16 protein-coding genes are annotated in these 16,088 nt (G+C 74.0%); 4 read left to right on the top strand and 12 right to left on the bottom strand.

What is annotated here, in order from left to right; translation table 11 throughout:
• Nucleotides 1–121: 121 nt before the first annotated feature.
• Entirely contained in the window at nt 122–727 is a 606-nt protein-coding gene (locus ACZ7JA_RS31435; protein ID WP_470811746.1) for a TetR/AcrR family transcriptional regulator, read from the bottom strand.
• Nucleotides 728–809: 82 nt separating this feature from the next.
• Here ACZ7JA_RS31435 and ACZ7JA_RS31430 point away from each other — a divergent pair, with 82 nt between their 5' ends.
• Complete coding sequence (locus tag ACZ7JA_RS31430) at nt 810–1,601, top strand: SDR family NAD(P)-dependent oxidoreductase (protein WP_351666400.1); 792 nt, start codon at nt 810–812, stop codon at nt 1,599–1,601.
• Nucleotides 1,602–1,646: 45 nt separating this feature from the next.
• Here ACZ7JA_RS31430 and glpK read toward each other — a convergent pair whose 3' ends face one another.
• Together glpK and ACZ7JA_RS31420 are read right to left on the bottom strand one after the other, a co-directional pair.
• Nucleotides 1,647–3,161 carry a glycerol kinase GlpK gene (glpK, locus tag ACZ7JA_RS31425; protein WP_470811744.1) on the bottom strand — a complete coding sequence of 505 codons (1,515 nt, stop codon included), beginning with the start codon at nt 3,159–3,161 and terminating at the stop codon, nt 1,647–1,649.
• Between the two features lie 44 nt (nt 3,162–3,205).
• On the bottom strand, nt 3,206–3,973 hold the full coding sequence (locus ACZ7JA_RS31420) for an IclR family transcriptional regulator (RefSeq protein ID WP_351666398.1): 768 nt from the start codon (nt 3,971–3,973) through the stop codon (nt 3,206–3,208).
• A 202-nt stretch (nt 3,974–4,175) separates the two neighbouring features.
• Between ACZ7JA_RS31420 and ACZ7JA_RS31415 the strand changes: the two genes are divergently transcribed.
• Nucleotides 4,176–4,601, top strand: a complete 426-nt coding sequence (locus tag ACZ7JA_RS31415; RefSeq protein WP_351666397.1) for an ATP-binding protein — start codon at nt 4,176–4,178, stop codon at nt 4,599–4,601.
• 21 nt (nt 4,602–4,622) lie between these two features.
• Here ACZ7JA_RS31415 and ACZ7JA_RS31410 read toward each other — a convergent pair whose 3' ends face one another.
• From ACZ7JA_RS31410 to ACZ7JA_RS31395, 4 genes are all read right to left on the bottom strand, one after another.
• Entirely contained in the window at nt 4,623–5,855 is a 1,233-nt protein-coding gene (locus tag ACZ7JA_RS31410) for a PP2C family protein-serine/threonine phosphatase (protein ID WP_470811880.1), read from the bottom strand.
• Nucleotides 5,856–6,033: 178 nt separating this feature from the next.
• The gene (locus ACZ7JA_RS31405) at nt 6,034–6,792 is read right to left on the bottom strand and encodes an IclR family transcriptional regulator (protein ID WP_351666396.1); all 759 of its coding nucleotides are present in this window, start codon (nt 6,790–6,792) and stop codon (nt 6,034–6,036) included.
• Between the two features lie 96 nt (nt 6,793–6,888).
• Nucleotides 6,889–7,782: a transferase gene (locus ACZ7JA_RS31400; RefSeq protein ID WP_470811741.1), complete on the bottom strand. Its 894-nt coding sequence runs from the start codon at nt 7,780–7,782 to the stop codon at nt 6,889–6,891.
• Nucleotides 7,779–9,044 carry a glycosyltransferase family 4 protein gene (locus ACZ7JA_RS31395; protein WP_351666394.1) on the bottom strand — a complete coding sequence of 422 codons (1,266 nt, stop codon included), beginning with the start codon at nt 9,042–9,044 and terminating at the stop codon, nt 7,779–7,781. The genes ACZ7JA_RS31400 and ACZ7JA_RS31395 overlap by 4 nt, the downstream gene beginning before the upstream one ends.
• A 271-nt stretch (nt 9,045–9,315) precedes the next feature.
• Between ACZ7JA_RS31395 and ACZ7JA_RS31390 the strand changes: the two genes are divergently transcribed.
• Nucleotides 9,316–10,404 (top strand): PP2C family protein-serine/threonine phosphatase, encoded by a 1,089-nt coding sequence (locus ACZ7JA_RS31390; protein WP_389298896.1) that lies wholly within the window; start codon nt 9,316–9,318, stop codon nt 10,402–10,404.
• Between the two features lie 16 nt (nt 10,405–10,420).
• Here ACZ7JA_RS31390 and ACZ7JA_RS31385 read toward each other — a convergent pair whose 3' ends face one another.
• Nucleotides 10,421–11,224 (bottom strand): maleylpyruvate isomerase family mycothiol-dependent enzyme, encoded by an 804-nt coding sequence (locus ACZ7JA_RS31385; protein WP_351666392.1) that lies wholly within the window; start codon nt 11,222–11,224, stop codon nt 10,421–10,423.
• A 98-nt stretch (nt 11,225–11,322) separates the two neighbouring features.
• Nucleotides 11,323–12,195 (bottom strand): SGNH/GDSL hydrolase family protein, encoded by an 873-nt coding sequence (locus ACZ7JA_RS31380; RefSeq protein WP_351666391.1) that lies wholly within the window; start codon nt 12,193–12,195, stop codon nt 11,323–11,325.
• A 358-nt stretch (nt 12,196–12,553) separates the two neighbouring features.
• Here ACZ7JA_RS31380 and ACZ7JA_RS31375 point away from each other — a divergent pair, with 358 nt between their 5' ends.
• Nucleotides 12,554–13,108 carry a TetR/AcrR family transcriptional regulator gene (locus ACZ7JA_RS31375; RefSeq protein WP_351666390.1) on the top strand — a complete coding sequence of 185 codons (555 nt, stop codon included), beginning with the start codon at nt 12,554–12,556 and terminating at the stop codon, nt 13,106–13,108.
• 40 nt (nt 13,109–13,148) lie between these two features.
• Here the strand turns inward: ACZ7JA_RS31375 and ACZ7JA_RS31370 are convergent, their stop codons facing one another.
• The 3 genes from ACZ7JA_RS31370 to ACZ7JA_RS31360 all read right to left on the bottom strand — a co-directional run bounded on the left by ACZ7JA_RS31370 (nt 13,149) and on the right by ACZ7JA_RS31360 (nt 16,029).
• On the bottom strand, nt 13,149–13,631 hold the full coding sequence (locus ACZ7JA_RS31370; protein ID WP_470811738.1) for a DUF6174 domain-containing protein: 483 nt from the start codon (nt 13,629–13,631) through the stop codon (nt 13,149–13,151).
• Nucleotides 13,632–13,715: 84 nt separating this feature from the next.
• Complete coding sequence (locus ACZ7JA_RS31365) at nt 13,716–14,942, bottom strand: MFS transporter (protein ID WP_389450409.1); 1,227 nt, start codon at nt 14,940–14,942, stop codon at nt 13,716–13,718.
• Between the two features lie 46 nt (nt 14,943–14,988).
• The gene (locus ACZ7JA_RS31360; RefSeq protein WP_351666388.1) at nt 14,989–16,029 is read right to left on the bottom strand and encodes a LacI family DNA-binding transcriptional regulator; all 1,041 of its coding nucleotides are present in this window, start codon (nt 16,027–16,029) and stop codon (nt 14,989–14,991) included.
• Nucleotides 16,030–16,088: the final 59 nt, after the last annotated feature.

Raw genomic sequence — 16,088 nt, 5'->3', positions numbered from 1 at the left:
TGGCTCAGTGGATGAGCCACTCAACCAACACGGACGCGCGGCGTCAATGGCCGCGGCACGACGTGCTGGAGTTCCGCGCAGCCCCTCAACTCATCGCAGGAACGACGAGACTGCTACAACGTCAGATTTCGGAGCCGCGTCCCGCCGACGGCCCGACGGCTCCGCGCACGAGGAGGAGCAGGGCGTCGGCGAGGTCGTCCGCGGGTCCGCCGGTGGCGAGGCGGCGCAGTTGCAGGCCCATCACCAGAGCGACCGTGGTGGCCGCCAGACGTCCGGCGTCCGGGACGCCCAGCGCGGTGAGGATCTGGGTGGCGAGCCGGTCGTAGGCGCGGAACGCCTCCGCGGCCGACTCCCTGAGCCGTTCGTCCCGCCCGGCGTGCAGGTACAGCTCGAAGGGCGCGAGATGGGCGCTGTCGAGCGCCGTGCCGCAGGCGACCTGGCCGGCGAGGGAGGCCGCGTCCGCGATGTCGAGGCCGTCCGTCTGGCACTGGTCGGCCAGTTCGGTGAAGTGCCGCGCCTCCTCCCGCACGAAGTGCAGCAGGCTCTCCCGCAGCAGGTCGTGCTGCGTCTCGAAGTGGTACGTGACCGAGCCGAGCGAGACGCCCGCCTCCTTGGCGATCCGCCGGTTGGTCACGGCCGCGACCCCGTCCTCTCCGATGATCCGCAGGACGGCGGTGATGATGCGCTGGCGCGTCGGGGCGGAGGCTGCGGGGGCGTCGTTCGGCATGCCCCGCATTGTTCCACCAGTGGACACGGCCTCCCCTGCTGCCTATTGTTCGTTCGAACGAACAACACACTGGAGGATGGCCGTGCGCATCGCTGGGGCAACAGTTCTGCTGACCGGGGTCACGGGCGGGATCGGCGGCTCGCTCGCCGCGGAGCTGTCCGCGCGCGGCGCGCGGCTCGTTCTCACCGGCCGGCGGCGCGAGGCGCTGGAACCGCTGGCGGAGCGGTACGGCGCGCGCATGATCCTGGCCGATCTCGGCGACGCCGAGGACGTGGCGCGACTCGCCGGGGAAGCCGCCGGCACGGACATCCTGCTCGCCAACGCGGCGCTGCCGTCCAGCGGCGACCTGCTCGACTACACGCCGGACCAGATCGACCGGGCGCTCGCGGTGAACCTGCGCGCGCCCGCGATGCTCGCCCGGCTGCTCGCCCCCGCCATGGTAGCCGGCGGCCGCGGCCACATCTGCTTCGTCGGCTCGCTGTCGGGCGTCGCCGCGACCAGGTCGTCGTCCCTGTACAACGCCACGAAGTTCGGGCTGCGCGGTTTCTCGCTGGCCCTGCGCCAGGACCTGCACGGCACCGGCGTCGGTGTCTCGATCGTGCAGCCCGGCTTCGTCCGGGAGTTGGGGATGTTCGCCGACACCGGCTCGCCCACGCCAGGCGGTGTCCGCACGGTGGCGCCGGGGCAGGTGGTCAGGGGCGTGGTGCGGGCGATCGAGCGCGATGTCGCGGAGGTCAACGTGGCACCGCTCGAACTGCGCCTCCTGACGAAGGTCGCCTCCCAGTTCCCGGGGTTCGCGGAGCGGGTGCAGCGGCTGGCGGGGGCGGAGCGGACGATGGACGCGATCGTGACGGCGCAGCGCGCGAGCCGCTGAGGCGGGCCGGGCCGCGGGCCGCCGGGGCCGCCGCGCGGCCCGCGCTCAGGACGGGCGGTGTGGTCTGACCCAGCCCAGGGAGCGTTCCACGGCCCGCTGCCAGTCCTCGTACTCCGTGTCGCGCAGCGCGGGATCCATGTCGGGCAGCCACTGGCCGGCCCGGTGCCAGTTGCGGCGCAGGACCTCCAGGTCGGGCCAGTACCCGGCGGCGAGTCCGGCGGCGTAGGCGGCGCCGAGGGAGACGGTCTCGGCGACCATGGGCCGCACCACCGGGACGTCGAGGACGTCGGCGACGAACTGCATCAGCAGGTTGTTGGCGGTCATGCCGCCGTCCACCTTCAGCTCCCGCAGCGGCACCGAGGAGTCGGCGTTCATGGCGTCGACGACCTCGCGGGTCTGCCAGCCGGTGGCCTCCAGGACGGCCCGGGCCAGGTGGCCGCTGGTGATGTAGGAGGTGAGGCCGACGATGACCCCGCGCGCGTCGCTGCGCCAGCGGGGTGCGAACAGCCCGGAGAAGGCGGGCACGATGTAGCAGCCCCCGTTGTCCTCCACCGTCCGCGCCAGCGTCTCGATCTCCGGCGCACTGTTGATCAGCCGCAGCCGGTCGCGGAACCACTGGACCAGTGAGCCGGTGACGGCGATCGAGCCCTCCAGGGCGTAGACCGGCGGCCGGTCGCCGATCTGGTAGGCGACGGTGGTGAGGAGCCCGTGCCGGGACCGCACGGGCTCGGTACCGGTGTTCAGGAGCAAAAAGCTGCCCGTGCCGTAGGTGCACTTGGCCTCGCCCGGGGAGAAGCAGGTCTGGCCGAACAGGGCGGCCTGCTGGTCCCCGAGGGCGGCCGTGATCCACACCCCGGGCAGCAGGGCGCGGGACTCGGCGTAGGGCACGGCGGACGACCTGATCTCCGGCAGCATCGCCCGGGGCACGCCGAAGAACGCCAGCAGTTCCTCGTCCCAGGTGAGGGTGCGGATGTTCATCAGCATGGTGCGGCCGGCGTTGGTGGCGTCGGTGATGTGCAGTCCGCCGTCGGCGCCCCCGGTGAGGTTCCAGATCAGCCAGGTCTCGATCGTGCCGAACAGCACCTCGCCGTCCCTGGCGCGCTGCTCGAGTCCCTTGACGTGGTCGAAGAGCCAGCGCAGGCGCAGCGCCGAGAAGTAGGTGGAGGGCGGCAGGCCGCAGCGGTCGAGGAAGAACTCCTTGCCGGGGTCGCGTCCCAGGGCCTCGACGAGCGGCTCGGTGCGGGTGTCCTGCCAGACGATCGCCCGGTCCAGCGGGGCGCCGGTGCGCCGGTCCCAGAGCACGGTCGTCTCCCGCTGGTTGGCCACGCCGATGGCGGCGATCTGGCCCGGGTCGACGCCGGCGCCGGACAGCGCCTCGGGCACGACGCGCCGGAGGTTCTGCCAGATCTCGACGGCGTCGTGCTCCACCCAGCCGGGTTTCGGGAAGTGCTGCTCGTGCTCGCGCTGCGCCACGGACACCAGCCGCCCCCGGTGGTCGAACAGGATGCAGCGGGTGGAATTGGTGCCCTGATCGATGGACATCACATACCGCTCAACCATGATCGGGTTCACCTTCCGGTGCGTCGCGTCGGGGGCGGGAGGACCTACCAGCGGGCCGCGCCCAGGTCTCTGGATATGGCCCGTGCCGCCTCCCGGATCAGGGTGATCAGGTTCGGCCGGGGCTGGCCCTGGTTGTCGCAGATCCTTTCGACCGGCCCGGACAGCCCGATGGCGCCGACCACGAGGCCGCCGTGTCCCCGGATCGGCACGGAGACGCCTGCCTCGCCCATGCTCATCTCCTGGACCTCGGCGGCCCATCCGTGCTCGCGCACCTCGGCCAGTGCCCGGCCCAGCTGGTCGGGGCTGACCAGGGTGTGCCGGGTGTACGTCTCCAGGCCGGACTCCAGTGCCTGCTCGAACGGCGCCGTGCCGAAGGCCAGCAGGACCTTGCCCATGGAGGAGGCGTGCAGCGGCAGCAGCGAGCCCACGTCCAGGGTCTGGAGGCTGTCGTCGGGGCGGAACACGTGGTGGACGACGAGGACCTTGCCCTCCAGCGGAGTGCCCAGGCGCACCGCCTCCCCGCTGCGGGCGGCGAGGGCGTCGGCCCAGTTGATGGAGCGCGACCGCAGTTCGTTGACGTCGAGATAGCTGGTGCCCAGGTGCAGCAGGGCGGCCCCGAGCTGGTACTTGCCGGTCGCCGCGTCCTGCTCGACGAAGTCCACGTGCTGCAGGGTGCGCAGGATGCCGTGGGCGGTTCCCTTCGCCAGCCCGAGCGAGGCGGCCACCTCGCCCAGCCCGAGCCGTCGGGGCCCACCGGCGAGCAGACGCAGAATCGCCGCCGCCCGTTCGATCGACTGGACCGGACCGGCCATGAGGCGAGCCTATTACCGTTGCGGGAGATTCGCTTCGCGTGCGCCGAGGCCGTACGGTGGCCCCGTTCGCGCAGTGCCGTTCGGCAATGCCGACCGAGGTTCATTGACCGGCCCGCCGCCCCTCCCTAGCGTGCGTATGAAGCCCGGCACATGCCGGGGCCCGGGCGCCTGGCCCGCACTGCTCCACCCCCAGGAGACCGACATGGCGGTACAGCTCAATACGCTGGCGCGTGAGACCCGTGAGCAGGTCTTCGTGCTGCCGCCCTCCGCCGCGGCCGTCTCGGCCGTACGCCGGCGGGTGGCCGCGATCCTCGCAGGCTGGAAGGTCGCCCCGGCGATCGCCGAGGACGCGCTGCTGGTGGTGTCGGAGCTGCTGACCAACGCGATCGTGCACGCGCTGCCCCCGGCGGTGCTGCGGCTCGCGTGGGGGCCCGGCGACGGGCCCGGGGTGCTGCGGGTGGAGGTCACCGACGCGGGGCCGGCCCGCCCGGCGGGGCGGTCGGCCGCGTGGGACGACCCGGACGAACACGGCCGGGGCGAGGGCATCGTGCACGCGCTGGCCGACCGGCACGGCCTCGACGTCCATCCCGGCGGCTGCACGCGCTGGGCCGACCTCGTGGCGGCCTGAGCGGCGCCCTGAGCAACCCTCTCAGCGGCCCCCGCCGCGGCAGGTGACCGCCACCGCGGCGGCCTCGGACCGCTCCGGCAGGATCTCGCGCCGCGCGTCCGGCGCCTGACCGCCCTCCTCCGGCTCGTCTCCGGCCGCGTCCTCCCGAAGGCCCTCCGCCGTCTCCGCCGTCTCCGCCGTCTCGTCGACGGACCTGCGGAGCAGCAGCAGGGCCGCGTCGTCGTGCAGCCGGCCGCCCACGTGCGCCAGCAGGTCGGCGTGGACCGCGCGGAGGGTGCGGGCCGGGTCGTCGGACACGTGCCGCGCCACGCCCTCGGCCAGCGGGTAGAACTCGCGCGCGTGGTCGCGGGCCTCGGTGACCCCGTCGGTGTAGAGCAGGAGCTGGTCGCCGTCCGCGAAGGGCAGCAGGTGCAGCTCCGGGTGCTCGCCGGACAGCGCGCGCAGCCCGAGCGGCGGGGCGGGACGCGCGGGTTCCACCGGCTTCACTCCCCCGCCCGCGGTGATCAGCAGCGGAGGCGCGTGCCCGCAGTTGACCACTTCCAGTTCGCCGGGCCGCGGGCAGCCCACGACCACGGCGGTGACGAAGTCGTCCGGCCCGAGGTTGCGGGCCAGGCTGCGCTCGATCCTGCCGACGACGGCCAGCAGGTCGGGCTCGTCGCAGGCGGCCTCGCGGAAGACGCCGAGGACCAGCGCGGCGGTGCTCACCGCGGGCAGCCCCTTGCCGCGCACGTCGCCGACGATGAGCCGGACCCCGTGCGGGGTGGGCACCAGCGCGTAGAGATCCCCGCCGATACGGGCCTCCGCCGCGGCGGCGCTGTAGCGGACCGCCACCTGGAACGGGCCGACGGTCTCCGGGACCGGCTTGAGCAGGGCGTGCTGGGCGGCCTCCGCGACCGAGCGGACCGCCGCGAGCACCCGCTCCCGCCGGCCGCGCAGCTCGCTGGCCAGGGTGCTCGCCGCCGTGACGGCGAGCACGGCGCACAGCACGGCCGCCGGCTCTCGCCCGGGCACGGTGTAGACCGTGCTGAGGGCCGCGCACAGCACGGAGGCGAGCAGACCGACGCACAGGACGCCGCGTGGCCCGTTGGTGGTGGCGGCCAGCGCGGGTCCCGCCGCCAGCATGGGCAGCCAGGGCAGGCCGGCTCCGGTCAGCAAGTCGACGACCACGACGACCACGACGATCACCACCGGCAGCGCGGCGACCGCCTGGGCGGGGACGCGCCACGGGGCCGGCGCGCCGGGCCCGGCCGGCATCAGCAGCCGTGTCGCCCAGTGCTCGCCACCGTGCTCCGAGCGCCGGCTCGAGTTCTGTGCGGAGTCGCTCACCTGTCGCGCTGTCCCTCACGTGTGTACGGGGTGCTCCCCTGCCCGGTTGCCCTGTTTCGCATTCAAGGAAAAGGGCTCGGCGGGGACGGCTTCAAGAAGCGGGTTTTCAGATAGTGAGCGAGAGGCTTCTGGTCACCCGGCTGGCGGCCGGCAGCAGCCGGGCGCCGATCTCCGGCAGCCGGGAGAGCCGCTCCACCGGCAGGGACACTCCGAGCGAGCCCAGGGTGTCGCCGCTGTACACCGGCACGGCCACGCACACGGTGCCGAGCGCGTACTCCTCCAGGTCCGTGACGGCCGGGGCGAGCGGGGCGGAGTCGAGCCGTCTGAACAGTTCGGTCAGGCTGGTGACGGTCCGTGGGGTGAGGTCGGCGAGGTGGTGCCGGGAGAGGTAGTCACGGCGGGAGTCGTCGTCGAGTTCGCGGAGCACCGACTTGCCGAGCGCGGTGGCGTGCCCCGCGTCCTCGAAGCCCACCCACAGGTCGGCCCGGGGTGCGCGGGGGCCGTCGACGATCTCGGCGATCCTGATCTCTCCGTCCTCGTAGAAGGTGAGGTAGGCGGCGCCGGCGAGCTCGTCGCGCAGCGCGGCGAGGGCCGGCCGGACCCGGTTGAGCAGGACCTGGGCGCGGCTGGCGGTGTGCAGCGTGTGGAGCCGGTCGCCCAGGACGAACCCGCCGTCGTCCAGCTTGCGGAGGTACCCGTCGTGCACCAGCGTCCGCAGCAGGTGGTAGGCGGTGGCGAGCGGCAGCTCGGTCTCCCGGGCCAGCTGCTTGGCGGGCGCGCCGTTCTCGTGTGCGCTGACCGCCTCCATCAGGCGGAAGGCGCGCTGTACCGATGTGATCAGCGTGGGGCTGTCGTGCGCGCGCATAGCAACAGCGTGCGCCGGGCTCCCGGCGGGGGCAAGGCACGGGCCGGGTCGCCGCGGTGCGGATCCCGGCCCGTGCCCCCGGCGCAGGCCGGGAAGTCAGCCCCTGGCCACCCGGATGGAGAGGTCGTTGTCGAGGGTGTAGTAGGGCCTCAGGACGGCGCCGGCGGCGCGCGCGGCCGGGTGGACGAACGACGCCTTGCGGTCCGCCACGTCGTCCAGGAGCCGGGCGACGCGGACCGGGGAGGCGTCCGCGGCGGGGTGGACGAAGACGTCCCAGACGCCGCCCTCGGCGGGGGTGCCCGCAACCAGCTCCTCGTGGTCGACGGTGAAGCGGAAGCCCCGCCGGTCGCCGTCGGTCACCGGCCGCACGTCGCCCCCGGGGGTGTCGCTCCCCCGCATCCGCAGGCGGACGACGGCGCCCTCCTCGAACGTGGCGCCGTGCAGCCGGGCGGTGACCGTGGTCGACCGGTCGCCGACCTCGATCCGGGCCGTCTCCGCGTGGGCGGTGCGCAGCCAGGCCCGTACGGCGAGGTAGCCCTCCTTCGTCGCGTACGGGATCCGCACCGCCACCGGGGACGGCCGGTCCCGCAGCTGCCCGTCGACCAGGGCCCGCAGGTCGCGCAGGCCTTGCCGGAGCCGCACCGGTGCGGTGTCGTCCGGCCCGGCCTGCAGGAACACGTCCCAGCGGCCCTCCTCCAGGGCGGGCAGGGGTTCGAGGACGGCCCGCGCCGGGCCGTCCCCCGCGGCTTCGAGAGGAACGGTCCGCAGGACGGTGACGGGTTCGCCCTTCTTGGGCCGCAACCGCAGCAGCAGGTGCGGCCGGGCGGCCGTCTCGGCTGCCCCGGCCGTCGCAGCCGTCTCGGCTGCCCCGACCGTCTCGGCTGCCCCGGCCGTAGCGCCCAGAGCGGCCGTCGGCAGTTCGAGGGCGATGCGGCCCTCGGCGTCCACGACGCAGTTCGCGCGCGCTCCGGCGCCGGTCTCCGTGGTCACCGCTGCCCCCTGCGCAGAGTCCTCAGCACCCGCCCGGTGGCGGTGTGCGCGATGTCGCGGGCCGCGAACCCGTGGCTCACCAGGTTCTGCCGCAGGTCGCGCGGCGCCTCCGCGGTGCTCCGCCCCGCCGACCGGGCCGCGAGGGCGTCCTCCAGCAGGCGCTCCGCCTGCGCCACCACGCTCCGGGGAGCGAAGCGGCGGGCGTTCTCGGCGGCCGCCCGCCCCATGGCCCGGCGGCGCTCGTCGTCGCGGACCAGTTCCAGCAGCGCCGAGCCCAGCCGGTCCCGGTCCCCGACCGGCACCAGCCGGCCGTCCACGCCGTCCTCGATGATCTCGGCGGGACCGTAGGGGCAGTCGGTGCTCACGACCGGCAGGCCGCAGCGCATGGCCTCGACGATGGTCATGCCGAACGGTTCGAAGGACGAGGTGGACACGCCGATGGACGCCTTCACCCACTCCGCCTCCATGGGCGCGGCCGGCCCCATGAGGAAGGCGTTGTTGCTCAGCCCGAGCCGTTCGATGCGCGCCCGCAGCGCGTCCCGCTGCTCGCCCGCTCCGTAGATGCGCAGGTGCCAGTCGGGGTACTCGCTCGCGACCCGGGCGAACGCCTGGATGAGCAGGTCGTACCGTTTCACCGGGACGAGCCGGCCGGCCGCCACGATCATCTTCGCGTGGCCGTCGGCCGGCGGCAGCACGGGGTCGGGCACGCTGTTCGGCAGGGCCGCGACGCGTACGCCGGGCAGGTGCATCCTGCGCCGGTAGTCGGAGGCGTCCGCCTCCGTGACCGTGGTGAGCACGTCCAGACGCCGGTAGGCCCGGCGGAGCGCGGTGCGCAGCGGCGCCGGGTGGTTGTCCAGCGTGAGGTGCTCCTGGCCGACGCGCAGCACCCGGTCCGGGGCCTGGAGCGCGAGGTGCACGTTGAGTCCCGGCCGGGTGCCGATGACGACGTCGGCGTCGGTGTCCGCCAGGCACTCGGCGATCCGCTCGTCCGTCAGCCGGCTGTACTGCCGGTAGCGGTACTCGGCGGAGGGGAACACCTTCGCCGGCGTCCGGTGCGACGTGTGGTCCTTCTCCTGCCGCAGATCGACCAGCGGTCGCAGGCTCACCCGCGGGTCGGGGGTGATCTGAGGGCGCTTGCGGTGCCGTAACACGGAGACGATCTCCACGTCGTGCCGCTCGGCCAGTGCCTGGGCCAGGTTGAACGTCGTGGTGATGGTCCCCCCGATGCCGTAGGCGTTGTGGAGCAGGAAAGAGATCTTCATGCCGGTGCAGACCCCGTCGGCTCCGGTCCAGTTGTGCGCCGTTACCAGTTCGTGTCTCCGGACGCGGGAGGGGCGCAGCCACCGGCGGGTGGCGGAACATGCCGCTGGGTGGAGCAATAACGGGCGCGCCGCCGCCCGGCGCACCAGGCTGGGTCCCGTCGGGATCGTGTGACGGGAGTGGCGGGTGCGAGGGGCGAAGCACGGACGTACCGGTCACGGACCGGTGGACGGCACGGTCTCGCGGATCGGGTTACCGGCCGCCCCGGCGTGGATGCGCTGGCTGCCGGTCCTGTTCGTCGCGGCCGTGCTGCTGCTCGAACCCGTCACCCCCGTGCAGTGGCCGGTGAGTTTCGTGCTGATCGCGCTGCCGCTGGTCGCCGCGTTCGCCCACCGGCCCGTCGTCGTGCTCGCCGCCGCCGCGTTCGCCGTGCTCCTCGAAGGCGCGCTGGCCGGCACCCCGTGCTGCGCGGGCCGGCAGGTGGGCTACCTGTGGGAGCGCCACTACGTCGCCGCGTACGTGTGCACCGCCCTGGTCGGCGTGCTCGGCACGATCCTGGCCGCGCACCGGATCCGCCGCGAACGCACCCTCGCGGACGTCCGCTTCGTGGCCGACATCGCGCAGCGGGTGCTGCTCCGGCCGGTGCCGCACCGGATCGGCGACCTCCGTCTGGAGAGCCTGTACGTCTCCGCGGCGGCGGAGGCGCGCATCGGCGGGGACCTGTACGAGGCCGTGCCCACCCGGTTCGGCGTCCGGCTGCTCATCGGCGACGTCCGCGGCAAGGGGCTGCTGGCGGTGGAGACCGCGGCCGCCCTGCTCGGCGCGTTCCGCGAGGCGGCGCACGACGAGCCCGATCTTGCCGCTCTGGCCGACCGGGTGGAGACGAGCATCGGCCGCAGGGCGGCGCAGCTCGGCGGGAGCGAGGCGGGCGAGCGGTTCGTCACCGCCGTGTTCGCCGAGATCCCGAGCGAGGGCCGGGTCGTCCGCGTCGTCAACTGCGGCCATCCGCCGCCGCTGCTCATCCTCCCCGGGGAGGTGCGCGAGCTGGACCGGGGGCGGTCGGCGCCGCCGCTGAACCTCGGCGTGCTCGTCGGGGACGCGTATCACGTGGACGTCTATCCCTTCCACCCCGGCGACCAGCTCCTGCTGTACACGGACGGCGTCACCGAGACGCGGGACGCGGACGGCGCCTTCTACCCGCTGACCGAGCGCCTGCGCCGGTGGGGACCGCTGCCGCCCCGGGAACTGCTGGACCGGCTCCACGACGACCTGCTGGAGTACGGCGACAACCGGCTGCAGGACGACACCGCGGCGCTGGCCGCCTGCCTGCTCACCGGCGAGCGGAAGGCGGCCGAGCCCTAGGTAGCCGGCGGCCGGGTCAGAAGGCCGTGTGGGCGAACCAGTGGTCGAGGACCGCGGCCTCGCCCGACACGTCGAAGAGGGGTTCCTTGTGCGACCTGCGGCCGTAGAGCAGGAGCAGCAGGTCCGCCGCCGTGCCGCTCACCGCCGCGGTGCACGGTCCGGTGCCGGCGGCGCCGTCCGCCGCCGGCGGCAGCGGACGGAAGCCGTCCGCGTCCAGCCGGACCCGCCATTCCTCGCCGGTGTCCGCGCACCGGAAGGCGATGGTCTCGCCGTCGCCCCGCAACTCGCGCACGCCGGCGGCGAAGAGGCCCGCGTAGGGCAGGTTGACGAGGAACTCGTCCACGCCGTCCGCTGCCAGGGCGGGGTCGACGTCCGGCTCCAGGCCGACGGCGCGCTCCGCGTCCACCCGGTGCACGAGGGTCTCGAAGAGCATGCGGCGCGCCCAGAACCGGGCGTGCTGGTCCTCGCCCCAGGCCCACATCGGCGCCCCGGGGTCGGTGTCCCGCAGCACGGCCGCCACGGCCGGCACCCCGGCCGCCACCCAGCCGGGGTACCCGGCCGGGCTGCCGGGCAGCCCCAGCTCCACGTCGCGGGAGCGGGGCGGCTCCTGCACCAGCCGGGTCAGCAGCGCGCAGAACCAGCGCTGCAGCGCGCCCACGTGGTGGGTGAGGTCGGCCAGGGTCCAGTCGGGGCACGAGGGCACCGCGCTCGTGGGGTCGGCGCCGTCGACGGCCTCGGTGAAGCGCAGCGTCTCGCGTGCGATCGCCTCACGGTAGGTGTCGTACGGCAGCGGGTGCCCCGCCCTGCTCGTCGTGTCCATCGGCTGCGCCCGTCCTCGTTCCCCGTTGCGGATTCCGTCGTGCCCAGTGTGGCCGTTGGAGTCCGCTCGAAGGCAAGCCGGGCCGGCCGGCGGCTCGGTCAGCCGAGTCCGAGGACGGTCATGGTGCGCTCGGCCATGCGCCGTTCTCCCAGGGCGTTGGGGTGCACGGGGACGATGTTCTGCCCGAACAGCAGCGGCTCGATCCAGCGGGTGCCGACGGCCTGGCAGGCGTCGTGGCCCGTGGACGCCTGCGCGAAGTCCACGTACGTGGCCCCGCTCTCCTCGGCCGCGCGCCGGACGACGGCGTTGAGATGGGCCTGCATGGCGTGCAGATAGGGGACGTCGCCGGAGGCGATCGGCAGCCTGACGAAGCAGGACGGGTCGGCGGTGGCGGGCGTGATCCACGGGTAGCCGAGCACCGCCACGCGGGCGCCCGGCGCCTTGGCGCGGACGCTGCCGAGAGCCGTCCTGAGGGCCGGGTAGGTGTTCGCGTCGATGGCGTCGTCGAAGGAGGAGCCGTACTTGTCCTTGCAGGGGCTGCCCTGGCCGCCGCTGAGGACGCCGGCGGTGCCGCAGGCCAGGATGGCGTTGATGAAGGTGCCGTTGTCGTTGCCGCCGATGGTCACGGTCACCAGGTCGGTGTCCGCGTCGACGGCGTTCACCTGCGGGGCGACGCCGGGGTACTGGGACGCGGTGAAGTCCTTGGTCTGGGCGGCGCCGCAGGTGACGTCGGTCAGGCGGGCGCCGGTGCGGGACGCGAGGACGTGTGGGTAGTTCGCCGTGGAGCGCAGACAGAGCGGGCTGGAGAGGTCGACGGGGAGGACGCCCGAGGCGGCGCTGTAACTGTCGCCGAGGGCCGCGTAGTTCAGCGGCGTGGCGGCCTGGGCGGTGGTTCCGGTGAGGCCGAGTGCCAGCGCACCGGCGGCGGCCGCTGTCGTGGTCATGACACGGCGCAAAGCGGGCATGTGCATCTGCTCTCTCTTCTCGTGGAGCGCGTGGGGCGCGTGGGGAGTACGCGGGCACAGCGGTGCGCGCGGACCGGTTCGCGAGAACGGGGCGGCTCGAGCAAGTGGGGAGTGCCGGCCGGCGGAGTACGGGCGAAAAAGCGCACGTCGCGGCCGCGCAGAACCGGCCACGGGATTACCGTGCGGTTCTACTGATAGGTAATGTGCGGGCGCCGCAGCGGCGAGTCAACAATGTTGACCGAACTTCTTGAAACGCTCACGTAACCCGATCTTCCAGCCGCTCGGCGGCCGGTTCACGCCCTGTTCGCGCGGCGGTCGCGAAGAGCCCGGTAAACCGGGCGGAGTCCCGCATAGGCTGTGCCGCATGCTGCAGACCGGTTCCGGCTCCACCACCCGTGACGCCATCCACGAGGCAGCCGCCCGCCTGTTCCGGGACCAGGGGTTCGCCAGGACCACCGTGCGCCGGATCGCCGCGGCCGCCGGGACCGACCCGGCCCTGGTGATCCGTCACTTCAAGAGCAAGGAGATGCTGTTCCTGGAGACGATGCACCTGGCGATCGACGACGCGCCCCTGTTCGACGTACCGCTGGAACGGCTCGGGGAGCGGCTGGCCGAACTCCTCCTCGACCTCGACGGCACCGCCCGCGGGATCTTCCTGGCGCTGGTGCACGGCAGCGGCGAACCGCAGATCCTCGACCGGCTGCGCGAGACGCACGAGAAGGTGCTCATCGCGCCCCTGCGCGACCGGCTGCGCGGCCCCGACGCCGACCTGCGCGCCCGGCTCGCCGCGTCGATGTCCGGGGGTCTGCTCTACGGCCTGTGGGTGGCCCGCGACGAGGGCCTGCTCCGCACCGACCGCGAGGAACTCGTCACGCGCTACGGCGCTCTCCTCCAGGAAGTCCTGACCCCGCGCGGGTGACCGGCTCCCCCCCCGTACGCGCACACCCGGCGAGCGGCGCTCACCCGACGCTTGCTCCTCGCCCGCCGGGCGTGTAGTCGCTTATCTCGTACCGGACTTCGTCGTCGACGGCGTCGGCCAACCAGTCCACGGTGATCAGGCGGGGGTAGCCGGCTGAGGCGTACCGCGCGTCGGCCCGGTCCGCTCCCTCGCGCCGCGCCCGCTCCGCTTCCCGCACCAGTGTGCCGATGGTGGGCACGATCGCGGGCGAGCGCCTGACCACGGCGCGGCTCTCCGCGTCCAGTCCGGTCGCCCGCACCACCTTCCCCGCCCGCACGCTCACCCGGAACGAGCCGATCAGCTCCCGCTCCCCGCCGGTCGAGCGCAGGGTGTACGTGTAGGCGGACGGCTCCCGCCAGGCGATGCTCTGCGCCGGACGGGTGGAGACGGTGGGCGCCTGGCAGGCGACGGCCGCGCAGACCAGACCCGCGACCGACGCGAGGCGCGGCAGCGGGGAGCGGGATGTGGAGCGTACGGAGTTCATGGGTCGCCTCTCGGCCTCGCCGGGTGTCCCTCCTTCGACGCTGGTGGACGTCAAGACGTTCGGCCCAGGTCCGGGGCGTCCACGTCACCGCTCGGAGTCCCGCGCCAGGGTGCGGCTCACCCGCACGCCCACGGCCGCGACGAGCAGCACCGCGCACCCCGCGAACACCAGCCCGGCGCCGCGCAGCCCCAGCGCCGACGTCAGGGCGCCCACCCCGACGACCGGCAGCGAGATCCCCACGTAGGCGACGACGAAGAACGCCGAGATGGTGGCGCCCTGATGGGCCTCCGGCGCCGCCGAGCTGACCTCGCTCAGGCCGGCGCGGAACGCCATTCCCTGTCCGGCGCCGCCGGTCAGCGCGCCGGCGAGCAGCACGGGGAAGGACGTCAGCAGCAGCGAGAGCGCGATGAGGAGGAGTCCGGCGACGAGCACCGCGCAGCCCCAGGGCAGGGCCCGGCGCGCACCGATCCGGCCCATGAGGAGCTGCCCGCCGGTGGAGGCGCAGAACACGCAGAACACCACGGCGCCGGCGACCGCCAGGTTGTGCTCCCCCAGGGTCTGGTCGAGGAAGGCCGGGGCGACCGCGGTGAACAGCCCGAGCACGGAGAACCCGGCGAAGGCGGCGAGGGCGCAGGGCGCGAACACCCCCCGCACCTCCGGCGGCACCCTCATCCCCTGCGGCCGCAGCGACTCCCTCGGATGCGAGCGGCGCACGGTCTCGGGCAGCAGGCAGACCACCACCGCGGCCACCGCGAGCAGGGCGAGGTGGACGGCGAACGGCAGTTTCAGCGGCTGCGGCGCGTACTCGGCGAGGACGCCGGACATCAGCGGGCCGAGCCCCAGCCCGCCCATGTTGGCCGCGGTCGCCGCGAACCCGGCCCTGGCGTGCCTGGCCGGCGGGGCCAGTTCGAGGACGGCCGCCGTGCCGGTGCCGCTCAGCACTCCGGCCGAGAAACCCGACAGCACCCGGCCCGTGTACAGCAGGGGCAGTCCGCCCTCGGTCAGGAAGCACACCGCGCTGAGCGCGGACAGGCCCAGCGCCGCCAGCAGCATCGGCCGCCGCCCGAGCACGTCGGAAAAGCCTCCGGCGACCAGCAGGGCGGTGATGACGCCGACCGCGTAGGCGGCGAACACCACCGTCACGACGAGTTCGGAGAAGCCGAGCTGCTGCCGGTACAGCCCGTACAGCGGCGTGGGCAGGGTGGTGCCCATCATCCCGACGGCGAAGACGGCCGCGGCGGCCAGGTAACCCGGCCGCCGCCGGTCCGCCCGCCGGTCCTGACCGCGGTGCTCTGTGGCGCTACTGATCACACTCCACCTTAGGCACCGGCCGCCCGGCGACCGCGCAAGGCGGCTGCTAGGCCGAGTCCCGGACCACCAGCTCCGGGTCGAAGACGACCGAGGTGGGAGCGGTGCGGACGCCGTGGATGTGCTCGTCGAGCAGCCGGGCCATGTCGGCCGCCATGTCCTCCACCGGCTGGCGGACGGTGGTGAGCGGGGGCCGGCAGGTGGTGGCGACGGTGGAGTCGTCGAAGCCGACCACCGCGACGTCCTCGGGCACCCGGCGGCCGTGTTCGCGCAGGACCTGGCAGGCGCCCTGGGCCATCAGGTCGTTCGCCGCGAACACCCCGTCCAGGTCGGGGTGTTCGGCCAGCAGGTCGGTCATGGCCGCGATGCCGGTGTCCAGGGTGAAGCCGCCCTCGGCGACGGGCACGTACGGGTGGCCGTGCCGGGCGAGGGTGTCGCGGAAGCCGGCCAGCCGCTCCTGGCTCGCGGCGACGGCCAACGGGCCGCAGATCGTGGCCAGTCTGCGGCGGCCGCGGGCGAGCAGGTGTTCCGCGGCGAGCCGGCCGCCGTCCCGGTGGGCCAGGTCGACATAGCTGAGCGGGACCGGGCGGGAGGGGCGGGCGAAGAGCACCGCGGGCAGCCGGGCCTCGGCCAGCAGGGCGGGCAGCGGGTCGTCGGCGTGGCTGGAGACGACCAGCGCGCCGTCGGCCCGGCCCTGCCGCAGATAGGTCAGCACCTCCTGGCGGGCCTCGGCGGACTCGGCGAACATCAGCACGGGGTGCACCGAGCGCGGCCGCAGACGGCCCACGATCCCGGCGACCACCCGCCCGAAGAAGGGGTCGGCGAACACCCGGGCCGCGAAGGCCGCCTGGGCCTCGCCTGAGGTCTCCCCGGCGCCGGACACGACCAGGGCCACGGTCTCGGTCCGCCGGGTGACGAGGGAGCGGGCGGCCCGGTTGGGCGCGTACCCGGTCCGTTCGATGGCCCGGCGGACCACCTCCTGGATCGCCGGGTCCACGTTGCGCACGCCGTTGACGACCCGGGAAACGGTCGCGCGGGAGACGCCGGCCTCCCGGGCGACGTCCTCCAGCGTGGGGGCCTGTCTGCTCATGCCCGCACCCTAACGGCCCGGCGGCCCACGGGGATAGAGCGCTCTCCGCGCCGGCCCGC

The sequence above is a fragment of the Streptomyces sp. NPDC038135 genome, from assembly GCF_055601245.1.
The sequence above is the reverse complement of the archived record's forward strand: the minus strand, read 5'-3'. Positions and strand labels throughout refer to the sequence as shown.